Source organism: Oleidesulfovibrio vietnamensis (genome assembly GCF_055388115.1).
In genome coordinates this window covers 2,823,616-2,847,167 of the sequence record NZ_AP042419.1, presented here as the reverse complement: position 1 = coordinate 2,847,167, position 23,552 = coordinate 2,823,616, and the positions used below count along the sequence as shown (strand labels likewise).

Genomic DNA, 23,552 nt, shown 5'->3' with positions numbered 1-23,552 from the left:
TTGGGCGGTGGTCCGGCACTGTGTAGCCACGGAACAGGCGACGGACACCGTAGGTAATTTCTGCTTCTGTGATGTCCGTTTCCGCTCCGGTAGTTAAGGCGATGGACAGCCCGCAGCAGCCGCAGCCCTTTGTGATCTCGGCGATGGACAGTCTGCAGCAGCCGCAGCCCTTTGTGATCTCGGCGATGGACAGTCTGCAGCAGCCGCAGCCCTTTGTGATCTCGGCGATGGACAGTCTGCAGCAGCCGCAGCACTATCCGGCCTCTAGGTTCTGACGCATGGCTTGACCGGCTATTTTTCAAGCCGTCTCGGTGTTGCGGCACCGCATGCCCTTTCCACTCCCATGCGTGCCTTCCGTCACCGGTTTCCTTCATATGCGGGGATTTTTAAACCCCGCCTTGCTCTGCATCTCATTGTTATCAACCAGTGCCTGTGTGCGGGCAGCATCGTTGTGGCGAGCGTGCTGTTTTTCTATGCCACGCTGCAGCCTGCGCCAAACCGGCGGTCTCGGGCGGTGGTCCGGCACTGTGTAGCCACGGAACAGACAGGACCGGTAGCTGCTGCGTTGCTGCGGTGGATACTCCTGCTTTGCCCGCACAATGTTGTCTGCAGGTACGCATTTCGTTGGAGGATGTCGATGCATGCCCTGAACGGCATGGAGGCGCCAAGGTGAGGGGCCGGAGGACGTGGTGATGATGAAACTTTGTCGCTGCAGACCGTTTGCTGTGCATAAAAAAGCGGAGCGGGACAACCCCGCTCCGCCTGACTTCAAGCTTTCAATTCGACATGACTATTCCGCGTTCAGCTTCTTTTCCTGGGGGAAAACAGGCAGATAGCGGTAGGAGAGGCTCAGGATGATGGCACCGTACGCGATGACCATTGCACTGGCTCCCCACTCGGCCCAGTTCGGGTTGTACGTTTCCCACGTGTCAAAGGGCATGACCGGCATGGCCAGCGCCTGAACGGTGAAGACGTAACGGTTGATGGTGATGCCCACGCAGTCCAGAATGGCAGCCGTATAGAACAGGCCCGGACGGTTGCGCAGACTGGGGGTAAGCAGCATGATGGCAGGAATGACCCCGCACAGGCCCAGCTCGGCCCAGAGCAGCCACTTGCCGTAAATGGTGCCGAAGAAGTTCTGGTCAAATGTCAGACCCGAACGGGGCAGAACATCGGTAGCCCATGCCCATGTGTCGGCGAACTTGAATACCAGATACACAGCCAGCATGGTACCGGCTATTTTGCCCATGAGGGACTTCACTTCCCAGCTGACCAGTTTTTTGCCGGTCATTTTTTCCATCAGCGTGGCCACAAGCACGGTGAACACCGGACCGGAGCCCACTGCGGAAATGACAAACAGGAAGAATGTCCACGGCCAGATGAAGAACCCGTCACGCAGTACGTAGGGGCGGCCGAAAAGCACGCCGTACATACCGCCCAGCGAACCCTGGTGGAACGTGGAAAGGAATGCGCCCACACCTGCAAACAGCGGCATGACAACGTGAAGGTTGTGCGCCAGATGATGCAGGAAGGGGATCTTGTTCAGCTGACGCTGTTCAAGAATCAGGGGAATGTACTCAATTATCAGTACGATGCAGTAACAGGTGATGCAGAAGATAACTTCTGTCAGCATGGAATGGACGTTGGCGTGCCAGTAGCCGAACCATGCCCTGAGCGGCTGCCCGATATCCAGCACCAGAATAAGCATGGCGCCGGAATAGCAGATAAAGCCGATGATAACTGCAAGGTTGATGATGTGTTTGAGCGGATCAATGTTCAGGATGTAGCGCAGTAATCCGGTGAAAAACGCGCCGGCACCCAGAGCGATGACCGCAAGGTCAAAGGTGATCCACAGGCCGAAACCGAAGTAGTCGTCAAGAGCTGTTTCGCCAAGACCGTAGCGCAGTACGCGGAAGGCGGCGTATACGCCCCACGCCAGCACCACACCCACGACAGCCATCCATACGGAGAACTTGCTGAAGGAACAGCGTTTGGTTCCCTCGGGGAACAGCTCGTGATCAACGGGAAGATCGTAGTTCTTTTCCATGAGAGCTACCCCTTGACCTTTTCGTGTTCAAGATAGTTGTCGCCAAGACGGCGGACCCATTCGCGACGGCTGAGGTAGTACACCTGCGTGTCGGCACCCAGACGTTCAAGCAGCCGGAAGGCGTACTTGCTGCGCGACAGTTCATACACCTTGTGGTCAGGGTTCAGCAGATCGCCGAACACTATGGCACCGTTGGGGCATGCCTCGGTGCACGAGGTGATGTATTCGCCATCTTCCAGTGCATCGGGATCACGCCCTTCCACTCTTGCCTTGTCTCTGGCAGCCATCATGCGATGATGGCAGAAGGTGCATTTTTCCACTACGCCGCGGGGTCTTACAGACACATCGGGCGTCAGTGTTTTTTCCATGCCTTCCGGCCAGATGGGATCGTACCAGTTGAAGTAGCGGGCATGGTAGGGGCAGGCGGCCATGCAGTACCGGCAGCCGATACAGCGGGGGGTTACCTGACTGACTATGCCGCCTTCTTCGTTTTTGTCGGTGGCGATAACAGGACATACCGAAACGCAGGGCGGGTTGCCGCACTGCTGGCAGGGCCGCGGCAGGTATGCCACATCGTGGTCGGGAAACGGTTTCTTGTTGGACAGCTCGTACACCACAAGCCAGTTGAGCGTTTTCAGCTTGTTGGTTGCGTCCGGAGCAGGGGCAATGTTGTTTTCTGCCTGGCAGGCGACCATGCACGCGCCGCAGCCCGTGCATTTATCGAGGTCTATTGCCATACCCCATTTGATTTTGAATTCCTTTTTAGAGGACATGACGTACTTCCCTTATGCTTTGGCAATGTTCACGCCGGCGCGGTTCCAGACAGAAAGTCCGGTAACCGGCTCGAATCCTGCTGTAAGCAGATGCATGACGTTGGCACCCTTGCCCTTGCTGAACTCGTCGAATGCCGTGTGTCCGAAACCGAGCAGCACTGCCACGGTATCGGTCATCACACCTTCGAATATGTTCACACGGGCGCGGATGGAGCCGTCCTTGTTGGACAGGGAAACGGCGTCATGCTGCTTAACGCCCAGCTTGCGCGCTGTGGCCGCGTTCATCATCACATAAAACTCGTCGCCCTGAAGTTCCCAGCGGCGGATGGTTTTTGTGTTGAAGGGCGGGGTGGCGGTGTTGCTGGTGCCTATGTTCAGCTTGTGAACAGGAGCGATGGCAAAGGGTTCTGCCGGACTGCTCAGGCTCACGGTCTGTTTGAGCACATCGGGGCGCAGGGCCAGTCCTGTAAGGGGCAGAGCAGCCTTGCTGACATAGGGCGTACCGGCGGAAACCTTGCGGTAGTTGGCACCTATGGCCGCTGCTTTGGCCTTCAGAACACTTTCGAATGATCTGTGCCCCAGATCCATGCCCAGCCGGGCCGCGGTGGAAAGCAGCACATCCCCTGCGGGGCGGGCGTCCACCAGCGGTTCGATGACCTGCTGCGCCATGCAGTACGTCACCTGACCGCAGCCGTAAGGCGTATTCACATCATCCTGACGCTCGATGCCCATGGGAACGGGCAGCACGAGATCGCACATCATGGCTGTTTCATCAAGGAAGGTGGAGAAAGATACCTTGAAGGGAATCTTTTCCATCACCTTGGCCATATCGTCCGCCTGCGGCAGAGCATAGGCGGGGTTGGCTTCGTGGACAATAAGTACCTGCGGTGCCGGGGCTTTACCCGCGTTGATGCGCGACAGGTACGCGATGAAGTCCTGACGGAGCATGCGGGCGCGCGACATGGCACCCTGCACGGCACTGTCAGCCACGGGCAGCGCCTTGACGGAGGCGGCACCCAGCAGCAGGTTGACCGCAAAACCGGCCATGGCCGTAGCGGCGCCTGCGCCCTGATCGAATTCAGAACCGGTGACCACCAGCGGGCGCGATGCCGCGGCCAGTTCGTCCGCAACTCTGGAAAGAGCTTTGGGATCGACACCGGTCAGGCTGGCCACCTTGGCGGGGGTGAATTCTGCTGTGTATGCGCGGAAATCGCCGAAGTCGGGCACGTTGGCCACGGCGCCCTTTTTAATGAGCAGATGGGCAAGCCCCAGAGCGAAGACAGCTTCGGTTCCGGGTTTGATGGGCAGCCACTGGTCGGCGCCTGCCGCGGTATTGTTCTGCACGGGACCGGCATAGACGTAACGCACCGCGGGTTCTTCGCCGTGCGGATGCGCCACGGAGAAAAAGTGACGGTGACGGATGGCCGGTCCCCATGATTCGAGGATGTTGGCCCCTATGCCCAGTACATAATCGCTGTTTTCAAAGTCGTAGCCGGGCTGGCCCTGTCCGCCCATCAGTTCCCATGCGCGCTGTGCGGGCTGTGCCTCGCCGGGCATAAGGAAAAAGTTGGACGAACCGGCTTTGGCCAGCAGGCCGGAAAGCACTTCGTTGATGGTGCCGTTATCGTCGCCGGAAAGGCAGGCCAGCTTATCGCCGGAGCCTTTTACGGCGCTCAGCTGCTCTTCGAGCATGGCAAGCGCTTCATCCCATGTGATTGCCACATAGGCACCGTCCGCAGCTCTGCGCAGGGGGCGCTTCATGCGGGCGGGGCTGTACAGCATCTGCACTTCCGCAGCGGCCACGGCGGATATGCCGCCAAGGCTCAGCGGATGGTCAGGGTCGCCTACAGCGCGTACCGGACGCCCAGATACTGTGCGGACCTTCATGCCGACGGCAGAAGGACACAGCTTGCTGACGGTATGAACAAACTCTGTGGTTCCGTCGATGTTACGCGGAATCCACGGCCAGTTCTGCGTCCATATGCTCACGTCATCGAGCAGTTTCCAGGGCAGGGGCGAAGCCATGATACCGGCGGTGCCGCCTGCGACGAACTTCATGAATCCTCTTCTATCCAGTGCCATTACACCACACCCCTTTTTACTTGTGACACACGAAGCATGCGTTGCTGGAGCGGGTCACACCGTAATGGTCGGGATGGGCGTGACACCGTTCGCATTCCCACATCTTCATGGTTTCTGAGCTGTACTTGGTCAGCTTGTTTTCTTTGTACACCGGCGGATCATCCATTCCGGCGACATCGGGGTGACACTGGTTGCACAGCTCGCGCGTGGAAAAGTCGTGACACTGGTTACACGTTTCTTCGCTGTGCGCGGCATGGCTGAAGAAGACGTTGTCGGGCTGCATCTGATAGACCAGCCATTTGACCTCTTTTCCGGGGGTCACATATTCCTCGACGTAGCGTTCTTCCTCCGGGTCGGAGCCCATGACGTCTGTATGGCAGGAAGCACATTCCTCCGTGGTGGGCAAACCTGCAAAGGTGCCGTCTTCACGGAAGTAATGACAGTCGGAACAGGCCATGCCCACGTTTTCCACGTGGACGGGATGGCTGAACCGTACCGGCTGATGCTTCTGGCTGTACAGCATTCCGGGAAACACCCACCACCCGAAGATGAGCGCAACTACCAGACCGACGAAGAAGGGGGCCGCACTACCGCGGCAGCAACGGGATTTACCGTCGCCTGAACTGTCTAAATGCCTGTCCTCCATAACCCTTCGCCTCTTAGCTATTTGAAAGATGAATAACAAATGCCCACACTTGCCACGTTGAACTAGTACGCGACAGGGTAAAAGGGTGTCAAGGTGAAAAAATTCACGAACTACCGGATGTGTTTTTTCAACATGACGATTTAATTAGATTTGTTCTTACCTCCTTTGGGCCTGCCATACACGTCTTCAAAGCGTTCTATGTCATCTTCTTCCAGATATGGCCCTGTCTGTATTTCTATGATTTCCAACGGGATGCGTCCCGGGTTGGTCAGACGGTGAACAGCGGTTTCAGGTATCTCGGCCCACTGGTTCTGCGAAAGCAGCATTTCCTTGTCCCCCACCTGCACAAGGGCCGTTCCCTGAATGACTACCCAGTGTTCGCTGCGATGATAATGGCGCTGCAGCGACAGCCGCGCGCCGGGGTGTACGGCAATGCGTTTGATTTTGTAGCCGGCGTTTTCTTCAAGCACGGTATAGCTGCCCCACGGGCGGTGCACAGTCAGGTGCACTTCCGTCAGAGGGCTGCCTTCGGCCTTAAGGCGCGAGACAACCTCGCGCACGCGCTGCACCTGGTCTTTGGCGCACAGCAGGGTTGCGTCCCGCGTCTGCACGGCAATGACATCTTTCAGCCCTATGGCCGCCAGCTTGCCCCCGCGTGACAGCAGCAGGCTGTTTTCGCAGTCAATGGCCATGGCGTCGCCCTGAACAACGCAGCCCTGTTCATCTTTTTCTCCCAGCCGGAAAATGGCTTCCCAGCTTCCCAGATCGTCCCATCCGAAGTCCGCTTCAACCACGGCGATGCGCGAAACGTGCTCCATAATGCCGTAGTCGATGGAAAGCGAGGGGATGGCACTGTAGCCCTGACGCAATGACGTGGCGGTGCGGGTGTTCCACCACGCGGCAAGCGCAGGCTGGTAGGTTTCCAGTGCGGCTATCAGGTCTTCGCCGTTGAACACAAACATGCCGCTGTTCCAGAAATGCATACCGCCGCGCAGAAATTCTTCGGCTTTTTCTCTGGGAGGCTTTTCCACAAAGCCCTCAACGGCGTAACAGCCGTCTGCTATGCGGGCGCCGCGATGAATGTATCCGTAACCAGTTTCCGGATGTGCCGGAGGTATGCCGAACGTCACAAAGTGGTTCTGTGCGGCCAGTTCCGCCCCTGCCTGCACGGCATGCTGCCAGCTGGCGGCGTTGTGGATCATATGATCTGAAGGAAAGACCGCCAGCAGGGGGGCGGCATCCTGCTTCATGGCGGCGTTAAGCCCCAGCATGAGGGCCGGCAGGGTGTTGCGTATCATGGGTTCGGCCAGCACATTGTCTTCCAGCGCCGCATCCAGGGCTTTTGCCTGTGCGCGAACCTCGAAAACGTGCTCTTCGTTGGTAACTATATGGATGCGCTGCGGGGGAAAAATATCAAGAGCGCGTTTCACTGTCTGCTGCAGCAGGGTAAGCTCACCGTTCAGCGCCAGCAGCTGCTTGGGAAACAGCGCGCGGGAAAGAGGCCACAGGCGCGTGCCCGAACCGCCTGCAAGAATGACGGCGTGGCAGCGTTCCATGGCGGAAGAGGGGGCTGATTCACTCATAGCTTCTGTACTCCTGTGTTTCAGGGAACATAGACAAAAGGGGAGGCGAAATCGCACAGGCGGGGCAGCTCCGCATCCTTGGGAGACAGCACCGCTTCCATGTCCGGCCACGGGATATCAAGGTCCGGATCGTCCCAGCGTATTCCGGCTTCTGCCTGCGGAGCGTAATAGGCATCGACTTTGTACTGGAACTCGGTGTGGGGTTCCAGTGTCATGTAGCCGTGCGCGAAGCCCCGGGGAATGAACAGGCGCAGAAAGTTTGCGGCACTGAGCACCGCTGTGTAGGCTTTACCGTATGTGGGTGATCCCGTGCGCAGGTCCAGCGCCACATCAAACACGCTGCCCCGCGTCACCCATACCAGTTTGCCCTGCGCCGCGGGGGGCAGCTGCATGTGCAGCCCGCGCACCACGCCTGCCTGTGCAGAACAGGCATGATTGTCCTGTACAAACTCTTCCGGCAGGCCCTGTTCTGCAAAAAGGCGTGCCCGGAATGACTCCAGAAAAAAGCCTCTGCTGTCATGAAAAACCCGTGGACGGATACATGTCAGCCCCGGAAATTCTGTCCGGATGAACTCCATCAACCACTCCTATGCTGGCGGGAAGTATGGCATGCCGCGAGGCATGGCTTGCCCCTGCATACATGAAGAGCAAAGACTTTTGAAGAACAAAGCGTCGGGTCTGTCAGGAGAATTCCGGCCGGCGAGTTGCCCAGTTGCGTACGTATGGTGTAGAACCCTGCTGTCAGATTTCAAACAGAAGGCGGAAACACACATGGCATCACGTCAGGAGATGACTGAAAGCGGAGCGATAGCGGCCTGTGGCGAAGGCGCTGATTCCCGTTCGCTGGAGGCGGAGATTCTGCGCCTGCGCCAGCGTGAAAAGGAGCTGCTGCATGAGCGGCAGATGCTTAAGGATATTCTGAAAGCCATTCCCGACATGCTGACGGTGCATGACCGAGACGGCAATGTCATGTTCAGCAATTGCAAGCCCAACGAGGACTGCTGGCAGCATCATGGCGGAACCAAACACGGTTTGCGCTGTTATCAGTGCCATTTCCACGGCGACCGCAACTGTGAAGACTGTTATATTCCCGATGTGTTCGATTCCGGCGAACAGCGTGTTGTGGAAATGTACAACCCCGACATGAAGAGTTTTCGCTCCATTACTGTGTTTCCCGTGCGTGACGGGCAGGGTGATGTGACCATGGTGGCCGAATATGTGCGCGATGTGACCGCCACCCGTAATCTGGAGCGCGAACTGCGCGTGGCAAAAGAGGCCGCCGAGGCTGCCGACAGGGCGAAAAGTGAATTTCTGGCTTCCATGAGCCATGAGATACGCACCCCCATGAACGGCGTGCTGGGCATGCTTGATCTGGCCATGACAACCAGTCTGGATGAAGAGCAGCGGGAGTACCTCGAAGCAGTGCAGAATTCTGCGGAAGCCCTTCTTTCGCTGATAAACGATATTCTGGATTTTTCTAAGATCGAAGCCGGAATGGTGGAGCTGGATCAGCAGGTCTTCCGTCTCAGCAAGCGTCTTTCTTCACTGCATACCATGTTTGTGCACCGTGCCGCTGAACGGAACCTTGAGTTCGCCATCAACATTTCCCCCGACGTGCCGGACGGATTGTCCGGTGACCCGCTGCGTCTGCGGCAGATTGTGGTTAACCTGCTTGATAATGCTTTCAAGTTCACCGATCAGGGGCAGGTGGTGCTGAGTGTGGAAGTGCTGGAGCGCGGAGCGGAAAATGTTCTGCTGCAGTTCAGCGTGCAGGATACCGGTCCCGGCATTCTGGAGAGACATCAGGAGCGTATTTTCGACAGTTTTGCCCAGGCCGATGCGTCGTTTACCCGCAGACATCAGGGGTCCGGGCTCGGGCTGGCCATCTGCAAACGTCTGACCGGTCTTATGGGCGGCGACATCAAGGTGCGCAGCACGCCTGGAGAAGGCAGTACTTTTGTGTTCTCCGCACGGTTCGGCGTAGCCGTGCTGGACGAGGAACCCGTACGGGTGCGCAGCCGCACAGCAGAACCTGCACCGGTGCGCGGGCGGATTCTTGTGGCGGAAGATCACCCCATGAATCTGATGTTTATCGAAAAATTTCTTAAAAAGCAGGGGTACGAATCTGTCAGCGTGACTGATGGCAGCGAGGTGGTTCCCGCACTCACACGGTCACGGTTTGATCTGGTGCTGATGGACATAGCCATGCCCGCCATGGACGGCATGGAGGCGACCCGCGCCGTGCGTGCTGCCACGGGTATGAAGACCCCCAGTGATGTGCCTATTATTGCCATGACGGCGCACGCCATGAAAGGCGACAGAGAGCAGTTTCTTGAAGCCGGAATGGACGATTACATAGGTAAGCCCATCAACTCCGACAATCTGCGCAGTATGATTATCCGGCACCTGCAGGCCCGGCGCAAAAGCTGATACGGCAACTGCAGGGCAGTGTGACAACAGGGTTGCACTTTTGCCGCCACGGCTGTATATGACGACTCCTGCCGTATGGCAGTTCATATCGCGGAAGGGTGGCAGAGTCCGGTTTAATGCGGCGGTCTTGAAAACCGTTGAGGGTTTGCGCTCTCCGGGGGTTCGAATCCCTCCCCTTCCGCCACAAAATCAAAGGCTTACCAGGTTTTCATCGGGTAAGCCTTTTGTCGTTCCAGAGGGGCGTTTTGCTGCGTTGTCCCCATTCTGTCCCCACTTTTGGGATGATGGTGAAGGGAGCATAGGGCGAACGTGTGAGGATGCGTTTTGAGTAGCCCGGTAATTCCCCCATTTCGACCGGACACCTCGGCCTACTTAGGAGATAGGGCTGGAGGTATGATCAGGCATAGTACTAACTAGTACCCAGCGGTGGAACTGGTGACCAGTGTCTAGCGTCGACGCTGGACACTGGATGAGAAGCTCCGGATCGTGGAGGAATCTTCCCTGTCCGAGGGGATTACCGTACGTCTTTTTTCTCAAACTGCTGTTGAATTACGGCCTCAAGGGCGGCTATACGCTCCTCCAGCTTTACGCACCCGGCACAACATGAGGCTACTTTCTCCCCATCATTGGAAAGAGCGCCTAGAGTCACCATCACCATTCCTTGCAGGTATATTCCCGGCTTCACACCTTCTGCTTTAGCCAAAGCATTCAGCTTGTCTGCATAGCTTGTAGGGATCCGGAGAGTGAACTGTCTCTCCTCTTTTTTGGATTCCTTTTTACTCTCCAAATGTTGCCTCAAGTCATAGGTAATTTCTGAAGCAAATATCTTGTTTTTATTATGCATAACGTGCCTCAAAATTTAATCTTGTTTTATTTGAAAGAGTAATTGATTTAGAATCATTTTAAATTCTGTAAGAAATTACGCTTACAAAAAAAATATAAAAAATATAACACAAATGATTGTCAGGAGATTTTTTGGATATTTGCGCATATGCCTGTGTTGCCTTCCTCTACTTTCTCTTATCGGCTGTGTTATCCTCCTTCTGCTTCACTCTTGCAACTTTGGCTCTTTGAAGACGATCAATGTATTGCTGTCTATAGCTTTGAGGGTCGATTTTCAAAAGCTGCTCCTCTAGCTTTTGAATGGAAATTAAGTATCCTCGAACACTTTTTGCTTTTTCCGAAATGTGGACGACAGATGACGTCTGCCCCCTTTTTTTGCACACTAAAATGTTCCAAGTGAGAAGAAAATGGACAAAGGCCTTCTGGTGCGCTGTATCGCAGCAGTTATGGAAAAGCTTGGTTGGATATAGAAAGAGATGCTTTTTTGAGGGCAGCAAATACGCTGTGCTCTGCCGCGCATGAAGGTTGTGTAGGTACTTTTTGAAATGCTCGTGCGGGTCAAGCATGTCGCTTAAAAGCAGGTTCATAACCTTGTCGGCCATGCCCGTATTATTGCCTAAAATTTTACTGACAAATAGCTGAGGGTATCGTTGCAGCGAATGGAGAGAAAGCGAAAAAATTGCTACAGCTTTCTTTACGTTGTTACTGCATCCTTTAGGCCTGCATTCGTCTTGGATTTTTTTGAACCTGTTTCTGAGTGTGTTTTCGTCATCCTTAGAAAAAGAAACCAAAGCTCTGAGTAGACTTTCTCCATGGGTTTGCACTTGAGAGAGTGTAAGGTCCGGGTCATTGTCGTTATACGGCATTGACAAAACAAGTACGTCACGGGGACCGCGTTTTCCGCTTTGTGATGATACTATTTGGCATCGTCCCACAGTATCACTAGCAGACTTCAATGGCCTTTTACCTACAGCAATTATGACCCCACACTCTTTTCCATCTTTTCCTTTTCGACCGTGTAAAAAGCGTCGGACAAAAGCTAGAAAGTTACCTTCATGTTCGGAATCGGGCAAATCAAGGCAGATGGCAGAGTCTCTGTGGATGCGTTTTAACTCAGGGATATTCTTAGCACTGATGGGGAGTGTGTAGGTTACTGAACCGTAACTTTTTTCCCAGACTGCTGCAGCCGCCTTTAATATATTTTGCCTTTCATTGGCGTTATCTGAATAAAAATACAGGCAGAACCCACGCAGTTTAAGAATGCGAAGCAGCGGAGCAGCGAAAGATGCAGTCTTCGCTAACATGCTGCTAGCGGTTATTCGCACTCGAGACGAGTATGTCGTTTTCGCTGTGTTGGGGGCATGAGTACCGAATTCTGGCAGGCATTTTGTCGGGGCTATATACCGGAAGTCAGGAGAGCGGCTGCTATACGACGTAGAAGGAAGAACAAATACAGTAATGCCGGACGGCACTTGCTGCCATCCGCATGAGCTTACCATAGTAGCATCGCACAGCAATTTTACACGGATGGTTTTCATATATTCCCGCAGCATAGAACGACATTTGGGACTTTTGGGAATTTCTAATCCGTGCTGCTCTAATACCTTAAACAGGGTTGGGCCTAAGAAACTATCATTGGCTATAGTTACCTCACAGTATGATCCCATTGCATTATAGAATGCCAGCTGAAATCCGTTGCCCTGCCCAAGCCCCCCTTTAATTCCGTAAGAAATCCATAGGGGGCGGGATAGGATGAGCTCTCGCTTTTTGCCTGAGGAGGTTGTTTTATACACGCCGTCTGATGCGACTTGAAACAATGTATCATTGGTTGGGCTGTACTTTTTCCTAAACTCTTCGCGAAAAAACGGCTCCTTAAACATTAGTGCTAACGGCGTTGTGACGCCACAGTTGCCAGAACATTGCAAACGAGAGTTTCTTGAGCGTAGCCATTTGTTAATTTCAATGCAGAAGGGCGGATTCCATGTTTTTTTTTGGCCGATAGCCTTTTCAAAAAGGTCGTAAAGAACACCCTCAGGAGCATTGCTTGTACTAAAATTACGTACTAGCCACTGGATATATTTCTTTTTACAGAGTATTGATAATAGCAGCTCAATTTCAGCACTTGATAGTTCTGCAATCTGGCGACCCCCATTATATAGGACAGGGCATAAATTCAATAAATCAAGTCTTTTTTTGTTATCAGGCCAATAGTGCTCGCAAAGCAAGGACCTGTCGTAATTCATGGGTATTGCAGAAACATTCTCAGGCGGCTCTTCATTGAAGATATCAGTTGTTTGCCAAAAAAACTTAGAAGGCAGCTCAGGCGTAGACATAAGAGCTTGTTGACAAGGATAAAATGGCAGACGTTCTCCTTCATGGTCGTAAAATGTTATGTCTAGCTGATAACACCTGAGAAATCTGAAAATGCTAAAATCAACTTCTAATCGTGTGGTCGTATTGCACGGAGTACTGAATGCTTTTTCAGGGATAAAAACATGCACAAGGTGGTTATCGTCGCAGTAGTATCTGGGGTATTCAACAGGTATCGCCATTTGTCGAAAAAAAAGTGCTAGGCGTGTTTTTTCAAAAGGCTTTAAGGTGGTATGTCTGAATTCCCCCTTGAAATCCGTGTAATACTCAAAGCCGCTATACAGGCTCCACCTGAGATGGATATCGCCACATATACGTATAAGCTTGTCTTGCTGAAATATCAGGCTGTGTATGCTGATAAGCACTGCGCTGTAACGCATAATGTTGCGTATTTCATCTAATGTGTCACGGCAGTACATCATTTTTCCGAGAGCATTAATGTAAATACGATAACGTCCATTTTTGGGGGGCATAAAAGCTCCATCGAGAATGAGCGACACGATAAAAAAACATCTCTGCAACGGATTGTATAGACAATACAACTAAGCGGAGATGACTATGAACGAATTAAAGCAGCAACTACAAGAGTACCTTCCACCAATTTTTGCCGGTGTAGAGATTGACCGTCTAACAGGCAATGCTCTCCGGTGGCGTACCATCCAGAATATTCGGGCAAATAAAGATTTACCGGAACATAAAAAAATACCTACGGACTGCTTCTTGCGCGATGGAACCCGCAAAGTTCTTGTAGTTCGTGACAAAATCCTTGAATGGTGGCTGCAGCAGCTTGAAAAAACTAGCTGATATTATAACTGTCCCCGTCCGTTTTTTTCTGTCTCATGATATGAGAACACCGTATAAAACTCAACTGCCTAGAATAAAAGCGCTTGCCTAAGGGTGGTTTCAAACCCGCCATATGTCATTCATCCCGATTTCACGGCTATATTACCTCTTTGGATACGCTGTTCATTTGCCCTTATCCGGCGTTTAAACCGGATGAGGGCTTTTTTATGTCTGCTTCAAGGAGGTATTCCCAATGGAAAATCACATACTAACTTGTTCCGAGAGCATCACGGAGCTTGCCAAGGCCATGTTGCAGGTGCAGCAGAGGCTTGTTCCTGTCATGAAGGATACGACGAATCCGTTTGTGGGGAGTCGGTATGCGAGTCTGAACTCTGTTATGGAGGCGTGCCGGGAGGCGCTGAATGCCAATGGTATTTGGGTTGTGCAATATCCTGTGCAAGTTGCGCCGCCGATTTATGAAGGATCTGGATGCCCGCAAAACCTGTTGGGATTGGTGACCAAGCTGGTTCATGCGGAGTCGGGACAGTGGCAATCCTCACTTATGGTGATGCCGCTGCCAAAGGCTGATCCACAAGGGTATGGTTCGGCGTTGACCTATGCCCGTCGGTACGGCCTTACAACGCTAGTCGGGCTGGTGACGGAAGTAGATGATGATGCGGAAGGTGCCATGTCTCGAAATCAGCAGCCTCGTTCCAGGGGAAAGAGTGCGCCACAGTCGGGAGTCTCGTGGGGTGAGACAAGGTCAGCGCAGGCTTCCCAAGCCGGAAACAATTCCAAGAAATCAGGAAGAGGTGCGAGCACAGGGGCGGCTAAGAAAGCGGTTGAGATAGGCTCTACCGACGCTCTGCAAAATTTATTATCTGCTCAGAACTCGTTACCGCGCATTGATGGTGTCAGCTATCAAACTATCCGGGCACAGGACGGACGTTTCTGTATTACTGCTTCTGGTGATACCAGGTCAAAAAGCACGCTTCTCAAAGAAGCAGGTTTCCGTTGGGATGCTACACGAAAGCTATGGTGGCGCTATGCCCAGCTTCAAGACGATGCAGCCTGACGATCCCAACACAGACATTTAGCACTCAGCACAGCCTCCACAAAGGAGGCTGTGCTGTTTTGTTGCAGGAGGATCGCATGACGAAAGATAGCAAGGGCGTAGCGTTGCTCGCTCAAATCGCAAAGGGACTCATAACATATAGTAAACATCAGACCGCGACACAGCTTGGTGATCGCTCTACGTATGTAGGCATGTCAGATATCGGTAAAGGCGCAGAGTGCCTCAGGGCTGCCGTGGCAGACAGACTGCACCCGGGCCGCACAGCTTCGGCAGAACAAATTGTCCGTTGGTATCAGGACGGAGAGCATGACCGGATTCGTGCAGTATTGCGCCGTCAGCTGACTTTGCAACGCGGGCATTGGATGGAAGCCGGATTTGCCGGAGTTCTTAACTCCAATGGTGCAAACGTGTTGCACCAACTCGAGATTGCAACGGAGCATGAAGGCATTCCTATCAAAGCGCATCTGGACTTCACCTTAGTCTGGGGATGGCCCAGGCCTGCTGTGCGTATTCTCGAGCTGAAAACTGCAGAACGCATCCCGGACACACTGTATACAGGGTATGAAGTTCAGCTCTACGGACAGTTGGGGCTGCTTCATTCCTGCTGGTCACAGCCGGTATTCTCTATGAAGGATGCCGGGGGCAACGCTGTTTTTACAAATCTGACGTTTCCACAGGCTGTGAAAAAAGCATTCGGCATATCGCTTCCGCAGGTGCCGCACTCGGTCGACCTTGAAGGCTGGGTCTTATGTCTTTCCATGTCTGATGCCCGTGCCTTTGGCCCGTATCGGCCTGACACAAACATGCTGCATTTGTGCCGACGTATTGCCAGTGAGCTATGGATGACCACGCAGCGTATTTCAGATGGTGCTGAATCGTCTGAAAAAAATCTCAGTAAGGTTCCTCACTGCACTGGGTTTCATCCGCTTTGCGATTGGTGTGACCATGCAGACGATTGCCCCAAATTTACCGCACAGGAACTCACTGATCCGGCCTACGATGAGGCTCTCACCCGGCTTACAATGTTGAAAGAAAATAAAGCCAGTCTGGAAGCCTCAATAGCTTCAGAAGAAAAACGGATACGCTCTTTTTGCCAATCTGTGGGTATCCCTTCCGGATGGCTCAAAACCAACCGTTTCAGGTTCAGAACCATCACCCAGACAGGACGTAAAACCATCGATACGCCTCTGTTGAGACAGGAGCTGCGGAATGGGCTTGGCGAAGGTGCTGCGGAAAGTCTTCTTACCCGTGTCACCAGAACAGGCGCCCCTTTTCAGCGGCTATATATCAGCCCCCGCATGCCGGAGGTTTCAGCAACCAAGACTCTGCCAACACAAAAGGAAGTATAAGATGATTACACATGAACTTGACACCCTCACCACTACGGATATGGACGCCGGCACTCTGTTCAGCGGCAAAGCATCCGGCCGCATGATACGCGGATATAGCGCTCCATGCAGCTTTACCCCCAGGATTGATCCTGACTATCTGTTCCATGATTCCATGCGGGATATCGTAGTCTGGCTTTTATCAGGAACTGAAGAGAAAGCCGACCCGCTTTACATTTTCGGGCCAACAGGAAGCGGAAAAACAAGCCTTGTGCGACAGCTTGCTGCTCGCCTGAATTATCCCGTCTTTGATGTCACAGGGCACGGCAGACTGGAGTTCCCGGACCTTGCCGGTCACCTGAGCGTGCAGAGCGGAAACATGGTTTATCAGTATGGTCCGCTTGCGCTGGCTATGCGTTACGGCGGTCTTTTCCTGCTCAATGAGGCGGACCTGCTCGACCCTGCCACGGCCACAGGTTTGAATGGTGTGCTCGATGGCGGACCGCTCTGCATCCCGGAGAACGGTGGAGAGATTATCCAGCCGCATCCCATGTTCCGGTTTGTGGCAACCGCCAATACTAACGGCGCATCCGACGAAAGTGGCCTGTATCAAGGAACCCTGCGGCAAAACATCGCCCTGATGGACAGGTTCTACCTCTGCGAGGTTGGCTATCCTGCTCAGGAAACAGAAGTCATGCTTCTTGAACGGATAGCGCCTGATATTCCACAAGATATCCGTGAAACAATGGTAAGCTTTGCGGGAGAAGTGCGTCGACTGTTCATGGGTGAAAGCGAAAAGCAGAAATACGGCGAAACCATCGACATAACCTTTTCCACCCGCACGCTGATCCGCTGGGCCACGCTTGCCAGGCGATTCCAACCTCTGGCAAGGCAGGGAATCCAGCCCATCGGCTACGCTCTGGACAGAGCTCTGGGATTTCGAGCCTCTCGGGAGACACGCGCCATGCTGCACGAGCTGGCGCAGCGCATGTTTCCCACAGCGGAATCGCAACAGACTACAGACATAGAGAACACTTGAAGGGAGCCCTGAGAGATCAGCGGCTCCCTTTCTTATTCAATATACAAAACAGGAGGACTACCATGCATACAGATATCACCGTGCTCGATAACCTTGTGGCTGTGAATTTGTCTGTGACCATCTGGTCAGCCCGGCGCAAACTGACGGCAGAGGATTTCAGCGGCGGCGTGTCCACTGCCAGTCTGCCGCCTGAGGAGCTTGCCTCTCTCGGCAGTAAGCGTATCTGCAACCCTGCGGACCTCCGGGTATTCGGAACACTGAAAAGTCGGGCCACAACATTGCTGGACCGCAACGGTGTACGCTTCTTGGGGGGATGGGCTTTGCCGGAAACGAACGTTCCGGCTGTGCAGGCCGAGCTTGAGGCCATCGCCACAGAATTCATCAAAGAAAAAGAGGCTTTTCTAAGCCGTTATGATGATGCTGTCCGTGACTGGATTCAGGCAAACCCGGGATGGGAATCCATCATAGCCAACTCACTGGTCAGTGCAGACTATGTACGCTCCCGCTTCGGATTCACCTGGCAGATGTTCAAAGTACAGACTTCTGAAAACCATTCAGGTCAGTCTGTTAACACCGGTCTGACGGAAGCCGTTACCAGTCTTGGACAGACCCTGTTCGGCGAAGTGGCCAAATCCGCCACAGAGGCATGGCATAAAAGCTTTGTGGGAAGGCAGGAAGTGACCCGCAAGGCGCTTTCTCCACTGAAAACGATTTATAATAAACTTAATGGCTTGAGTTTTATCGAACCGAGGGTGGCCCCCGTGGCTGACTTACTGTCCACTGCGTTTTCCGCAGTCGGGAAAAAAGGTCACATCACGGGAGCCAATCTTGTCATGCTGCAAGGTCTTGTCAGCATGCTCAGCGATCCTGAAGCGCTATTGTCCCATGCACAATCTATACTGGAAGGTAGCAGCCCCGATATGATCCTGGACAGCTTTAAAAGCGGGCCGCTTCTTTACGACGTCGAGCAACACGTTGATGAGGACCCCGGAGAGGGCTCTGGTAATAACCAGGATGTCCTGCCGCCAAAGGGTAAACTTCTGCCTGCAGGGCCTCGTTTGGACAGTCTGGGGTTGTGGTGATGCCATGACAACCAGCACCAGACACAGACACATCCTGCGTTCGTTACCGCTGTTAGCTTCAGCACTGGGCAGACGATACGGCGTCACCATACGCATCGGTGGCACAGAAGCTTATACGGACGGAAACGTCATTCAGCTTCCTGCACTTCCGGTACAATATGATGAGTCATTTATAAATCTTGTAAGGGGGTACACTGACCACGAAGCCGCGCATATCCGACATACGGACTTTGACGTACTGAAAAGAGTGCAAAGCCCGCTGGAACGACATGTGTTTAATATTCTGGAAGATTGGCGTGTAGAGAACGCCATGTCCACAATCTACCCGGGGAGCCGGAGAAACTTCCGGTGGTTGATCAGGTACCACTTCCTCAATCCGGATCGGGAACCGGGAAATGATAAAGGCACGCTTGTGCTTGACTGGCTGCTGCTGACGGTACGCAGTTGGGATGAACCAGATCTGCATAGTCGCTGCCGGAAGCTGGGCGCGATGATGGATATCGGCTGGCCCTGGCTGCGTCTGCACATTGAGGCGATCCTGCACACCATGCAAGGGCATTGTCCGGATTCCCGGAGTTGCCTGCAGTATGCCCGCCAGGTGATTGATTTGCTGAAGCGCGCCTCATGTGAATGTGGCTCAACTGAGGAAGTGCCACCCAGTGCGCCCTGTAAAAACAAGCAGGCTGCATCCTCTTCCCTGGACTGCGCACCGTCTGAAAGGTCAGCTTCACACGGGGCTCAATCAGGGCCCCCGTTTTCTTCAGATGCACATTATGCCGAGGTGCTACAGAAGCTTCTGCGCGCATCCGAAGACAACCTCCCTGAGGATATGTCCGGTGTGACCGGAAGAAGCATTGCCGCTTCTGTGCAGAACACTCCGGATTCAGCAACACTTGCAGTTGCGCAGGAAGGTGCAAAGACCATAACAAAACTGGCTCCTGACGCGTTATGGGAAGCGGAGCAGGCCACTGCCGGTATGCGGGCTCGTTTTCACGGTCTGTTACAGGCGGCGCACTTTGTACGTGGGAGCAATGCCCGTCGAGGCAGGCTCGATACGCATGCTCTGCATCGGACAGCAGTTGACGATCCGCGCATCTTTCTGCGGCAGATCCAGCGGCCCGGAATTAATACGGCGGTGCATATCCTGATGGACTGCTCCGGCTCCATGCGTAAACGCATTCATCTTGCGTCTCAGGCAACGTATGCTGTTGCGAAAGCTCTGGACCACACCGGTATCAACATCGGCGTTACGGCTTTTCCGGCAACATACCAGAAGCAGATCGGATGGGCGTCTGTCAGGCCGCTTATCCGTCATGGGGAAAGGATGCATACTGAGTTCAGCCTGGCAAGCGGAGGGTCCACCCCTCTGGGGCCAGCTCTATGGTGGGTAATGCAGCAAATGCTTCCTCTACAGGAAAGCCGGAAAATAGTCCTGATAATAACGGACGGCGACCCCGATTGCTCCAGTGCCGCAAAGGAAGCTATTGCAGCTGCACAAAAAACGGAGATTGAGCTATACGGCATCGGTATCATGTCATCTTCGATTACCGAACTGATTCCCCGTAAGAGTCAGGTCATATGGACCCTACCCGGGCTTGCACCTGCCATGCTTTCCATACTCAAGCAAGCTCTGCTTCCCACTTCATAAGTAGTCTGCAGCCGTTATTTTGTGGCTGCAGAGTTCATAACACCCTTACCATAAGGAGAGTTTATGTTCAGACCGATGTTCTGCGTCTGGGGCCCTTTATTGTATTCGCAGGAGTGTCGTTACGGGTTTCGCAGATGCCCTTCGCTGTGCATCATGGCGGCCTGTCCGGTATGGAGACAACTGGCAGGAGGCAATCTATGAGCTGGGGGTCCTGGATCGCCGTGGCCATTATGGTCTTGCAGGCTGTAAAAGAAACATTGGACGAATAAAAACAAGGAGAACAAAATAATGACTACACATGATGATGCGCTGCATACAGTTGAAATGAAGAACACATCATGCATTCAGAGATATTACGAAGAGCCGAGTTTTGCCTCTGCTCAAGTGGTCGTCCCAGCCCCCGGCAAGAGTTCGCTGTATGCCTTTCTCGGAGGATGCCTTGCAGGTGCTGCCGCTGCGGTCACAGCAGCTATTGTTTTGGATGGCGAGCCGGTGCCCCGTTGTACGGACGCTGTTGACGAGTCTAATACAGACGCTCTTGAAGCGGATGCCCCTGCGCAGATATAAGCAAAGACCTACACTGGATGCTTCTGAGTAGCATCATGTGAGAATCTTAGGCCTGCCGATGTCATTGGCAAGACAGATGTCCGAAGTGAGTTCATTCTCGCCTCGGGCATCTGTCGTTTTGGACGTCATGTTGGAAAAATGTGTCCCATAGTATGTGTACTAACTTTCGATAGCAAAAATGGATCATTCTTTGTGTAAATTGCATATTGTGACGTTTAGAAAGGGGGAAAACGTCAGCTATCTAAAGTAGGTGTCTTTGTAATATCTAAATATACTCACTATATTCAACGTATAACACAACTGTAAAATGAAATTATTAAAGAAAGAGATAGTAAGAGTAATAGAAGCTCTTGTTTACTGTTGTGAATACTCAATCATGCACAGATATTTAAATAACAAACATAGCATTTATTTATTTTTTAATCATGAACATAAAAGTATGTTCAGATTCATCTTTTATGAAAATAAAAGGGAATAAACTAATGAGAAGAGAATATTCTAACTCAAGTTACTACAGAATGTACGAGATGAATACAGGCTGTGATCAGCAATATGCATTTTGCCATCAAATTGTTGATCGCATTATAGATAGAATTGAACATATGACACGACGTCACAACAAAGTATTTTTTATACGCTTTGACTTGCGTTTTCCCAGAGACTTCCCTTCTGATGAATCGAACAGCAAGATTTCTCGCTTCTGGAAGATAGTAGGGGAAGACCCGGGACTTGAGGGTATGCACTTCCATTATGTTTGGGTGCGTGAACAAAAGGCAGCAGAGCATCAACACTACCATTGTGTAATCATGCTTGATGGTAACAAGGTGCAAAGCTACCGGAAAGTGCTATCACGCTTCGACGCTATCTGGCGTGGGCTGTTTGACTTCAAAGTGCCCGGGTTGGTTTGGTTTTGTGACCGTGATCGCGAAGGAAACTCTGTTGAAAATGGCATCATGATTCGAAGACCATCACGTCATGCTACAGGAGGGAAAAGAGAAGAACAGGAAGATCAGTTCCGTCGTGATAAGGACAGGTGCATCTCTTGGGGGAGTTATCTTGCTAAGCAAAACCAGAAGGAATTTGCACCCAGAAGAGTCCGGTATTATGGGGCTTCTCAGCTGCCGTTGACAGTAACGCGTTAGCTGGCGTTATTTCATCTCACTTAGATGTGACAATGGGCGTTGCGTGATCTTGTTTTGATCATGCAGCGCTCATTGTTTTGTAAAAATGATTGGCTGCGCTGTTGTGTCGTCGAGAACGCCATGCAGGCTTGATTTTTTTAGAGCTGAAAATGGCTGAATTTGTGATTCCAGTAGAGTCTATCACAGATCAAAAAATGCACATAAGAGAAGGTGTCAGCGGCAATGTAAAAATGACCCACCTCGGCAACTGAAAATTGACCCGCCTTGGAAGAACTGATGCCCTCCGTCAGGAGGCGCGATGCTTACCAAGGAAGGAGTCATGGAAATTCGAATTTTGCGGCGGCAGGGAAAGTCGATCAGGTGGATCGCCAGAGAACTTGAAATTTCACGCAATACGGTTCGTAAATACCTGCGCGATTCAAGCGAGCCGATTTACGAGCGTCAGACGAAACAGCCCGGAAAGCTCGATCCTTTCAAGGATTACATCGACGAACGGGTGCGGCAGGCTTCTCCACACAGGCTGCCTGCGACGGTTATCTTTCGTGAGATTGTCGAGCAGGGATATGCGGGATCCGAGCGTCTTGTCCGATATTATGTCAGCGGTCTGTATCCTGTTCCGGCTCCCGAGCCGGACAATCGGTTCGAGACGGCCCCCGGCATACAGATGCAGGTTGACTGGTGCGTATTTCGGAGAGGGAAGGAACCGCTTTCTGCCTTTGTGGCTACTTTGGGCTTCAGCCGCCTTACGTATGTGGAGTTCGTCACGGACGAGACCTTTGCCAGCCTTCGCAAGTGCCATGAGAATGCGTTTGCCTTTTTTCAGGGTATTCCCCAGGAAGTGCTGTACGACAACATGAAAACGGTAGTTGTTGAGCGGGATGCCTATGGCTCCGGAAAACATCGCTTTCACTCCGCATTCCGGCAGTTGGCGACGGACTACGGCTTCACGCCCCGGCTTTGCAGGCCGTACAGGGCTCGGACAAAAGGCAAAGTCGAGCGTTTCAACCACTATCTGCGAAACAGCTTTTATGTGCCCCTGGTGACAAAGCTCGCCAACTCCGGTCTGAAGCTGGACGCGCTGACTGCCAACCTTGAAGTCGGCAAGTGGCTCCGGGAGGTGGCAAACTGCAGAAAGCACAAGACAACCGGGCAGCGCCCTGACAGGCGGTTCCTCGAGGAGCGAGAGTCGCTTCTGCCGTTGCCGAAAACAATTCGGCAGGACTCTGCCTGCCTTCTGGATGGCACCGGCAAATTGGGAACATGGCCTGTCGAGATGCTTCAGCGTTCCCCAGCGTTTTATGACCGCTTCCTTCAGGGAGGTGCGTAGTGGATAGCCTCCAGCACGAACGAATGGTTTCGGTCTGTGAAAAGCTCAAGCTATGCGCTGTGCCGAACTGCTATGACCAGCTTGCGGAAGCGGCCGTCAGGCAGGAGAAGAGTTACATACAGTTTCTCGAAGAGGTCTTGCGGGCGGAAGAGGCCTTCCGCAAAGAGCGGAGCCGTGAAGTAATGACGCGTATGGCGAAATTCCCGGCACCAAAGACCATTGAGGGATATGACTTTTCCTTTGCCGCAGGGGCTCCGAAGAGACTGATCCAGGAGCTTGCCGGACTGACCTTCCTGAAGCGCAGGGAAAACGTTCTGCTGCTTGGCCCCAGCGGGGTCGGCAAAACGCATCTGGCAATTGCTCTTGGCCTGCGTGCGGCTGAGGCCGGTCTCAAGGTCCGCTTCACGACGGCGGCAGACCTCATTCTCCAGTTGGAGACCGCGATCCGGCAAGGCCGCTACGCACAGACCATGAAACGCTCCGTCAGCGGGCCGAGCCTACTCATTGTGGATGAGGTCGGCTATCTCCCGATGACAGGCGACCAGGCAAACCTCTTCTTTCAGGTGGTGGCCAAGCGGTACGAGTCAGGTTCAATCATACTGACTTCCAACTTAAGCTTCGGCGAATGGGAGACCGTCTTTTCCGGAAATACGGCCCTGACCTCAGCCATGCTCGACCGGCTGCTGCACCACTCCCATGTCATCCAGATCAAGGGAGACAGCTACCGGCTGAAAGACAAAATCAAATCCGGCGTGTTCGGAAAAAACAACTGAGGCAGGTGGGTCAA

20 protein-coding genes and 1 tRNA gene are annotated in these 23,552 nt (G+C 53.0%); 13 read left to right on the top strand and 8 right to left on the bottom strand.

Features of this window, described 5'->3' with window-relative positions:
* Window positions 1-101 precede the first annotated feature (101 nt).
* Entirely contained in the window at window positions 102-275 is a 174-nt protein-coding gene (locus ACZ5D1_RS12780) for a hypothetical protein (RefSeq protein WP_464555066.1), read from the top strand.
* Window positions 276-790: 515 nt separating this feature from the next.
* Here ACZ5D1_RS12780 and qrcD read toward each other — a convergent pair.
* The 6 genes from qrcD to rfbC all read right to left on the bottom strand — a co-directional run bounded on the left by qrcD (window position 791) and on the right by rfbC (window position 7,709).
* Window positions 791-2,047 carry a menaquinone reductase integral membrane subunit QrcD gene (gene qrcD / locus ACZ5D1_RS12775; protein WP_011368711.1) on the bottom strand — a complete coding sequence of 419 codons (1,257 nt, stop codon included), beginning with the start codon at window positions 2,045-2,047 and terminating at the stop codon, window positions 791-793.
* 5 nt (window positions 2,048-2,052) lie between these two features.
* Window positions 2,053-2,820 carry a menaquinone reductase iron-sulfur cluster-binding subunit QrcC gene (gene qrcC / locus ACZ5D1_RS12770; protein ID WP_011368710.1) on the bottom strand — a complete coding sequence of 256 codons (768 nt, stop codon included), beginning with the start codon at window positions 2,818-2,820 and terminating at the stop codon, window positions 2,053-2,055.
* A gap of 12 nt (window positions 2,821-2,832) precedes the next feature.
* Window positions 2,833-4,902, bottom strand: coding sequence for a menaquinone reductase molybdopterin-binding-like subunit QrcB (gene qrcB, locus ACZ5D1_RS12765; protein ID WP_027182451.1), 2,070 nt, complete (start codon window positions 4,900-4,902; stop codon window positions 2,833-2,835).
* Window positions 4,903-4,918: 16 nt separating this feature from the next.
* Window positions 4,919-5,548, bottom strand: a complete 630-nt coding sequence (gene qrcA, locus ACZ5D1_RS12760; RefSeq protein ID WP_011368708.1) for a menaquinone reductase multiheme cytochrome c subunit QrcA — start codon at window positions 5,546-5,548, stop codon at window positions 4,919-4,921.
* Window positions 5,549-5,688: 140 nt separating this feature from the next.
* Complete coding sequence (locus tag ACZ5D1_RS12755) at window positions 5,689-7,131, bottom strand: mannose-1-phosphate guanylyltransferase/mannose-6-phosphate isomerase (RefSeq protein WP_455696883.1); 1,443 nt, start codon at window positions 7,129-7,131, stop codon at window positions 5,689-5,691.
* A gap of 20 nt (window positions 7,132-7,151) precedes the next feature.
* A complete protein-coding gene (rfbC, locus tag ACZ5D1_RS12750) occupies window positions 7,152-7,709 on the bottom strand; it encodes a dTDP-4-dehydrorhamnose 3,5-epimerase (protein WP_011368706.1) in 558 nt (185 codons plus the stop codon).
* A 193-nt stretch (window positions 7,710-7,902) separates the two neighbouring features.
* On the opposite strand from rfbC, the gene ACZ5D1_RS12745 reads away from it, so the two are divergent.
* Both ACZ5D1_RS12745 and ACZ5D1_RS12740 read left to right on the top strand, forming a co-directional pair.
* Window positions 7,903-9,561, top strand: a complete 1,659-nt coding sequence (locus tag ACZ5D1_RS12745) for a response regulator (RefSeq protein ID WP_011368705.1) — start codon at window positions 7,903-7,905, stop codon at window positions 9,559-9,561.
* A 92-nt stretch (window positions 9,562-9,653) separates the two neighbouring features.
* A tRNA-Ser gene (locus ACZ5D1_RS12740) sits at window positions 9,654-9,745 on the top strand.
* Window positions 9,746-10,075: 330 nt separating this feature from the next.
* Here ACZ5D1_RS12740 and ACZ5D1_RS12735 read toward each other — a convergent pair.
* Both ACZ5D1_RS12735 and ACZ5D1_RS12730 read right to left on the bottom strand, forming a co-directional pair.
* The gene (locus ACZ5D1_RS12735; RefSeq protein ID WP_011368704.1) at window positions 10,076-10,405 is read right to left on the bottom strand and encodes a hypothetical protein; all 330 of its coding nucleotides are present in this window, start codon (window positions 10,403-10,405) and stop codon (window positions 10,076-10,078) included.
* Window positions 10,406-10,571: 166 nt separating this feature from the next.
* Window positions 10,572-13,274 carry a DUF927 domain-containing protein gene (locus tag ACZ5D1_RS12730; RefSeq protein ID WP_464555063.1) on the bottom strand — a complete coding sequence of 901 codons (2,703 nt, stop codon included), beginning with the start codon at window positions 13,272-13,274 and terminating at the stop codon, window positions 10,572-10,574.
* 58 nt (window positions 13,275-13,332) lie between these two features.
* Between ACZ5D1_RS12730 and ACZ5D1_RS12725 the strand changes: the two genes are divergently transcribed.
* From ACZ5D1_RS12725 to istB, 10 genes are all read left to right on the top strand, one after another.
* Window positions 13,333-13,578 (top strand): hypothetical protein, encoded by a 246-nt coding sequence (locus tag ACZ5D1_RS12725; RefSeq protein ID WP_011368702.1) that lies wholly within the window; start codon window positions 13,333-13,335, stop codon window positions 13,576-13,578.
* A gap of 232 nt (window positions 13,579-13,810) precedes the next feature.
* A complete protein-coding gene (locus ACZ5D1_RS12720) occupies window positions 13,811-14,632 on the top strand; it encodes an ERF family protein (RefSeq protein WP_464555061.1) in 822 nt (273 codons plus the stop codon).
* Window positions 14,633-14,709: 77 nt separating this feature from the next.
* Window positions 14,710-15,981 carry a hypothetical protein gene (locus ACZ5D1_RS12715; RefSeq protein ID WP_464555060.1) on the top strand — a complete coding sequence of 424 codons (1,272 nt, stop codon included), beginning with the start codon at window positions 14,710-14,712 and terminating at the stop codon, window positions 15,979-15,981.
* Between the two features lies 1 nt (window position 15,982).
* Window positions 15,983-16,999, top strand: coding sequence for an AAA family ATPase (locus ACZ5D1_RS12710; protein WP_011368699.1), 1,017 nt, complete (start codon window positions 15,983-15,985; stop codon window positions 16,997-16,999).
* Window positions 17,000-17,061: 62 nt separating this feature from the next.
* On the top strand, window positions 17,062-18,081 hold the full coding sequence (locus ACZ5D1_RS12705; protein WP_464555059.1) for a DUF3150 domain-containing protein: 1,020 nt from the start codon (window positions 17,062-17,064) through the stop codon (window positions 18,079-18,081).
* Window positions 18,082-18,085: 4 nt separating this feature from the next.
* Window positions 18,086-19,729 carry a VWA domain-containing protein gene (locus ACZ5D1_RS12700; RefSeq protein WP_464555057.1) on the top strand — a complete coding sequence of 548 codons (1,644 nt, stop codon included), beginning with the start codon at window positions 18,086-18,088 and terminating at the stop codon, window positions 19,727-19,729.
* Between the two features lie 288 nt (window positions 19,730-20,017).
* Window positions 20,018-20,296, top strand: coding sequence for a hypothetical protein (locus ACZ5D1_RS12695; protein WP_464555056.1), 279 nt, complete (start codon window positions 20,018-20,020; stop codon window positions 20,294-20,296).
* A 482-nt stretch (window positions 20,297-20,778) separates the two neighbouring features.
* The gene (locus ACZ5D1_RS12690; protein ID WP_464555054.1) at window positions 20,779-21,438 is read left to right on the top strand and encodes a YagK/YfjJ domain-containing protein; all 660 of its coding nucleotides are present in this window, start codon (window positions 20,779-20,781) and stop codon (window positions 21,436-21,438) included.
* A 298-nt stretch (window positions 21,439-21,736) separates the two neighbouring features.
* Complete coding sequence (istA, locus tag ACZ5D1_RS12685) at window positions 21,737-22,765, top strand: IS21 family transposase (RefSeq protein WP_011368690.1); 1,029 nt, start codon at window positions 21,737-21,739, stop codon at window positions 22,763-22,765.
* A complete protein-coding gene (gene istB, locus ACZ5D1_RS12680) occupies window positions 22,765-23,538 on the top strand; it encodes an IS21-like element helper ATPase IstB (RefSeq protein WP_011368689.1) in 774 nt (257 codons plus the stop codon). The genes istA and istB overlap by 1 nt, the downstream gene beginning before the upstream one ends.
* Window positions 23,539-23,552 lie beyond the last annotated feature (14 nt).

Bases quoted from the DNA above. Each gene is read 5' to 3' on its own strand.
- istA (WP_011368690.1), top strand. From the start codon at position 21,737: ATGCTTACCAAGGAAGGAGTCATGGAAATTCGAATTTTGCGGCGGCAG.
- ACZ5D1_RS12695 (WP_464555056.1), top strand. From the start codon at position 20,018: ATGACTACACATGATGATGCGCTGCATACAGTTGAAATGAAGAACACA.
- ACZ5D1_RS12720 (WP_464555061.1), top strand. From the start codon at position 13,811: ATGGAAAATCACATACTAACTTGTTCCGAGAGCATCACGGAGCTTGCC.
- ACZ5D1_RS12700 (WP_464555057.1), top strand. From the start codon at position 18,086: ATGACAACCAGCACCAGACACAGACACATCCTGCGTTCGTTACCGCTG.
- ACZ5D1_RS12710 (WP_011368699.1), top strand. From the start codon at position 15,983: ATGATTACACATGAACTTGACACCCTCACCACTACGGATATGGACGCC.
- qrcC (WP_011368710.1), bottom strand. From the start codon at position 2,820: ATGTCCTCTAAAAAGGAATTCAAAATCAAATGGGGTATGGCAATAGAC.
- qrcB (WP_027182451.1), bottom strand. From the start codon at position 4,902: ATGGCACTGGATAGAAGAGGATTCATGAAGTTCGTCGCAGGCGGCACC.
- qrcD (WP_011368711.1), bottom strand. From the start codon at position 2,047: ATGGAAAAGAACTACGATCTTCCCGTTGATCACGAGCTGTTCCCCGAG.
- ACZ5D1_RS12725 (WP_011368702.1), top strand. From the start codon at position 13,333: ATGAACGAATTAAAGCAGCAACTACAAGAGTACCTTCCACCAATTTTT.
- ACZ5D1_RS12780 (WP_464555066.1), top strand. From the start codon at position 102: ATGGACAGCCCGCAGCAGCCGCAGCCCTTTGTGATCTCGGCGATGGAC.
- qrcA (WP_011368708.1), bottom strand. From the start codon at position 5,548: ATGGAGGACAGGCATTTAGACAGTTCAGGCGACGGTAAATCCCGTTGC.
- ACZ5D1_RS12745 (WP_011368705.1), top strand. From the start codon at position 7,903: ATGGCATCACGTCAGGAGATGACTGAAAGCGGAGCGATAGCGGCCTGT.
- ACZ5D1_RS12705 (WP_464555059.1), top strand. From the start codon at position 17,062: ATGCATACAGATATCACCGTGCTCGATAACCTTGTGGCTGTGAATTTG.
- ACZ5D1_RS12715 (WP_464555060.1), top strand. From the start codon at position 14,710: ATGACGAAAGATAGCAAGGGCGTAGCGTTGCTCGCTCAAATCGCAAAG.
- ACZ5D1_RS12755 (WP_455696883.1), bottom strand. From the start codon at position 7,131: ATGAGTGAATCAGCCCCCTCTTCCGCCATGGAACGCTGCCACGCCGTC.
- rfbC (WP_011368706.1), bottom strand. From the start codon at position 7,709: ATGGAGTTCATCCGGACAGAATTTCCGGGGCTGACATGTATCCGTCCA.
- ACZ5D1_RS12735 (WP_011368704.1), bottom strand. From the start codon at position 10,405: ATGCATAATAAAAACAAGATATTTGCTTCAGAAATTACCTATGACTTG.
- ACZ5D1_RS12690 (WP_464555054.1), top strand. From the start codon at position 20,779: ATGAGAAGAGAATATTCTAACTCAAGTTACTACAGAATGTACGAGATG.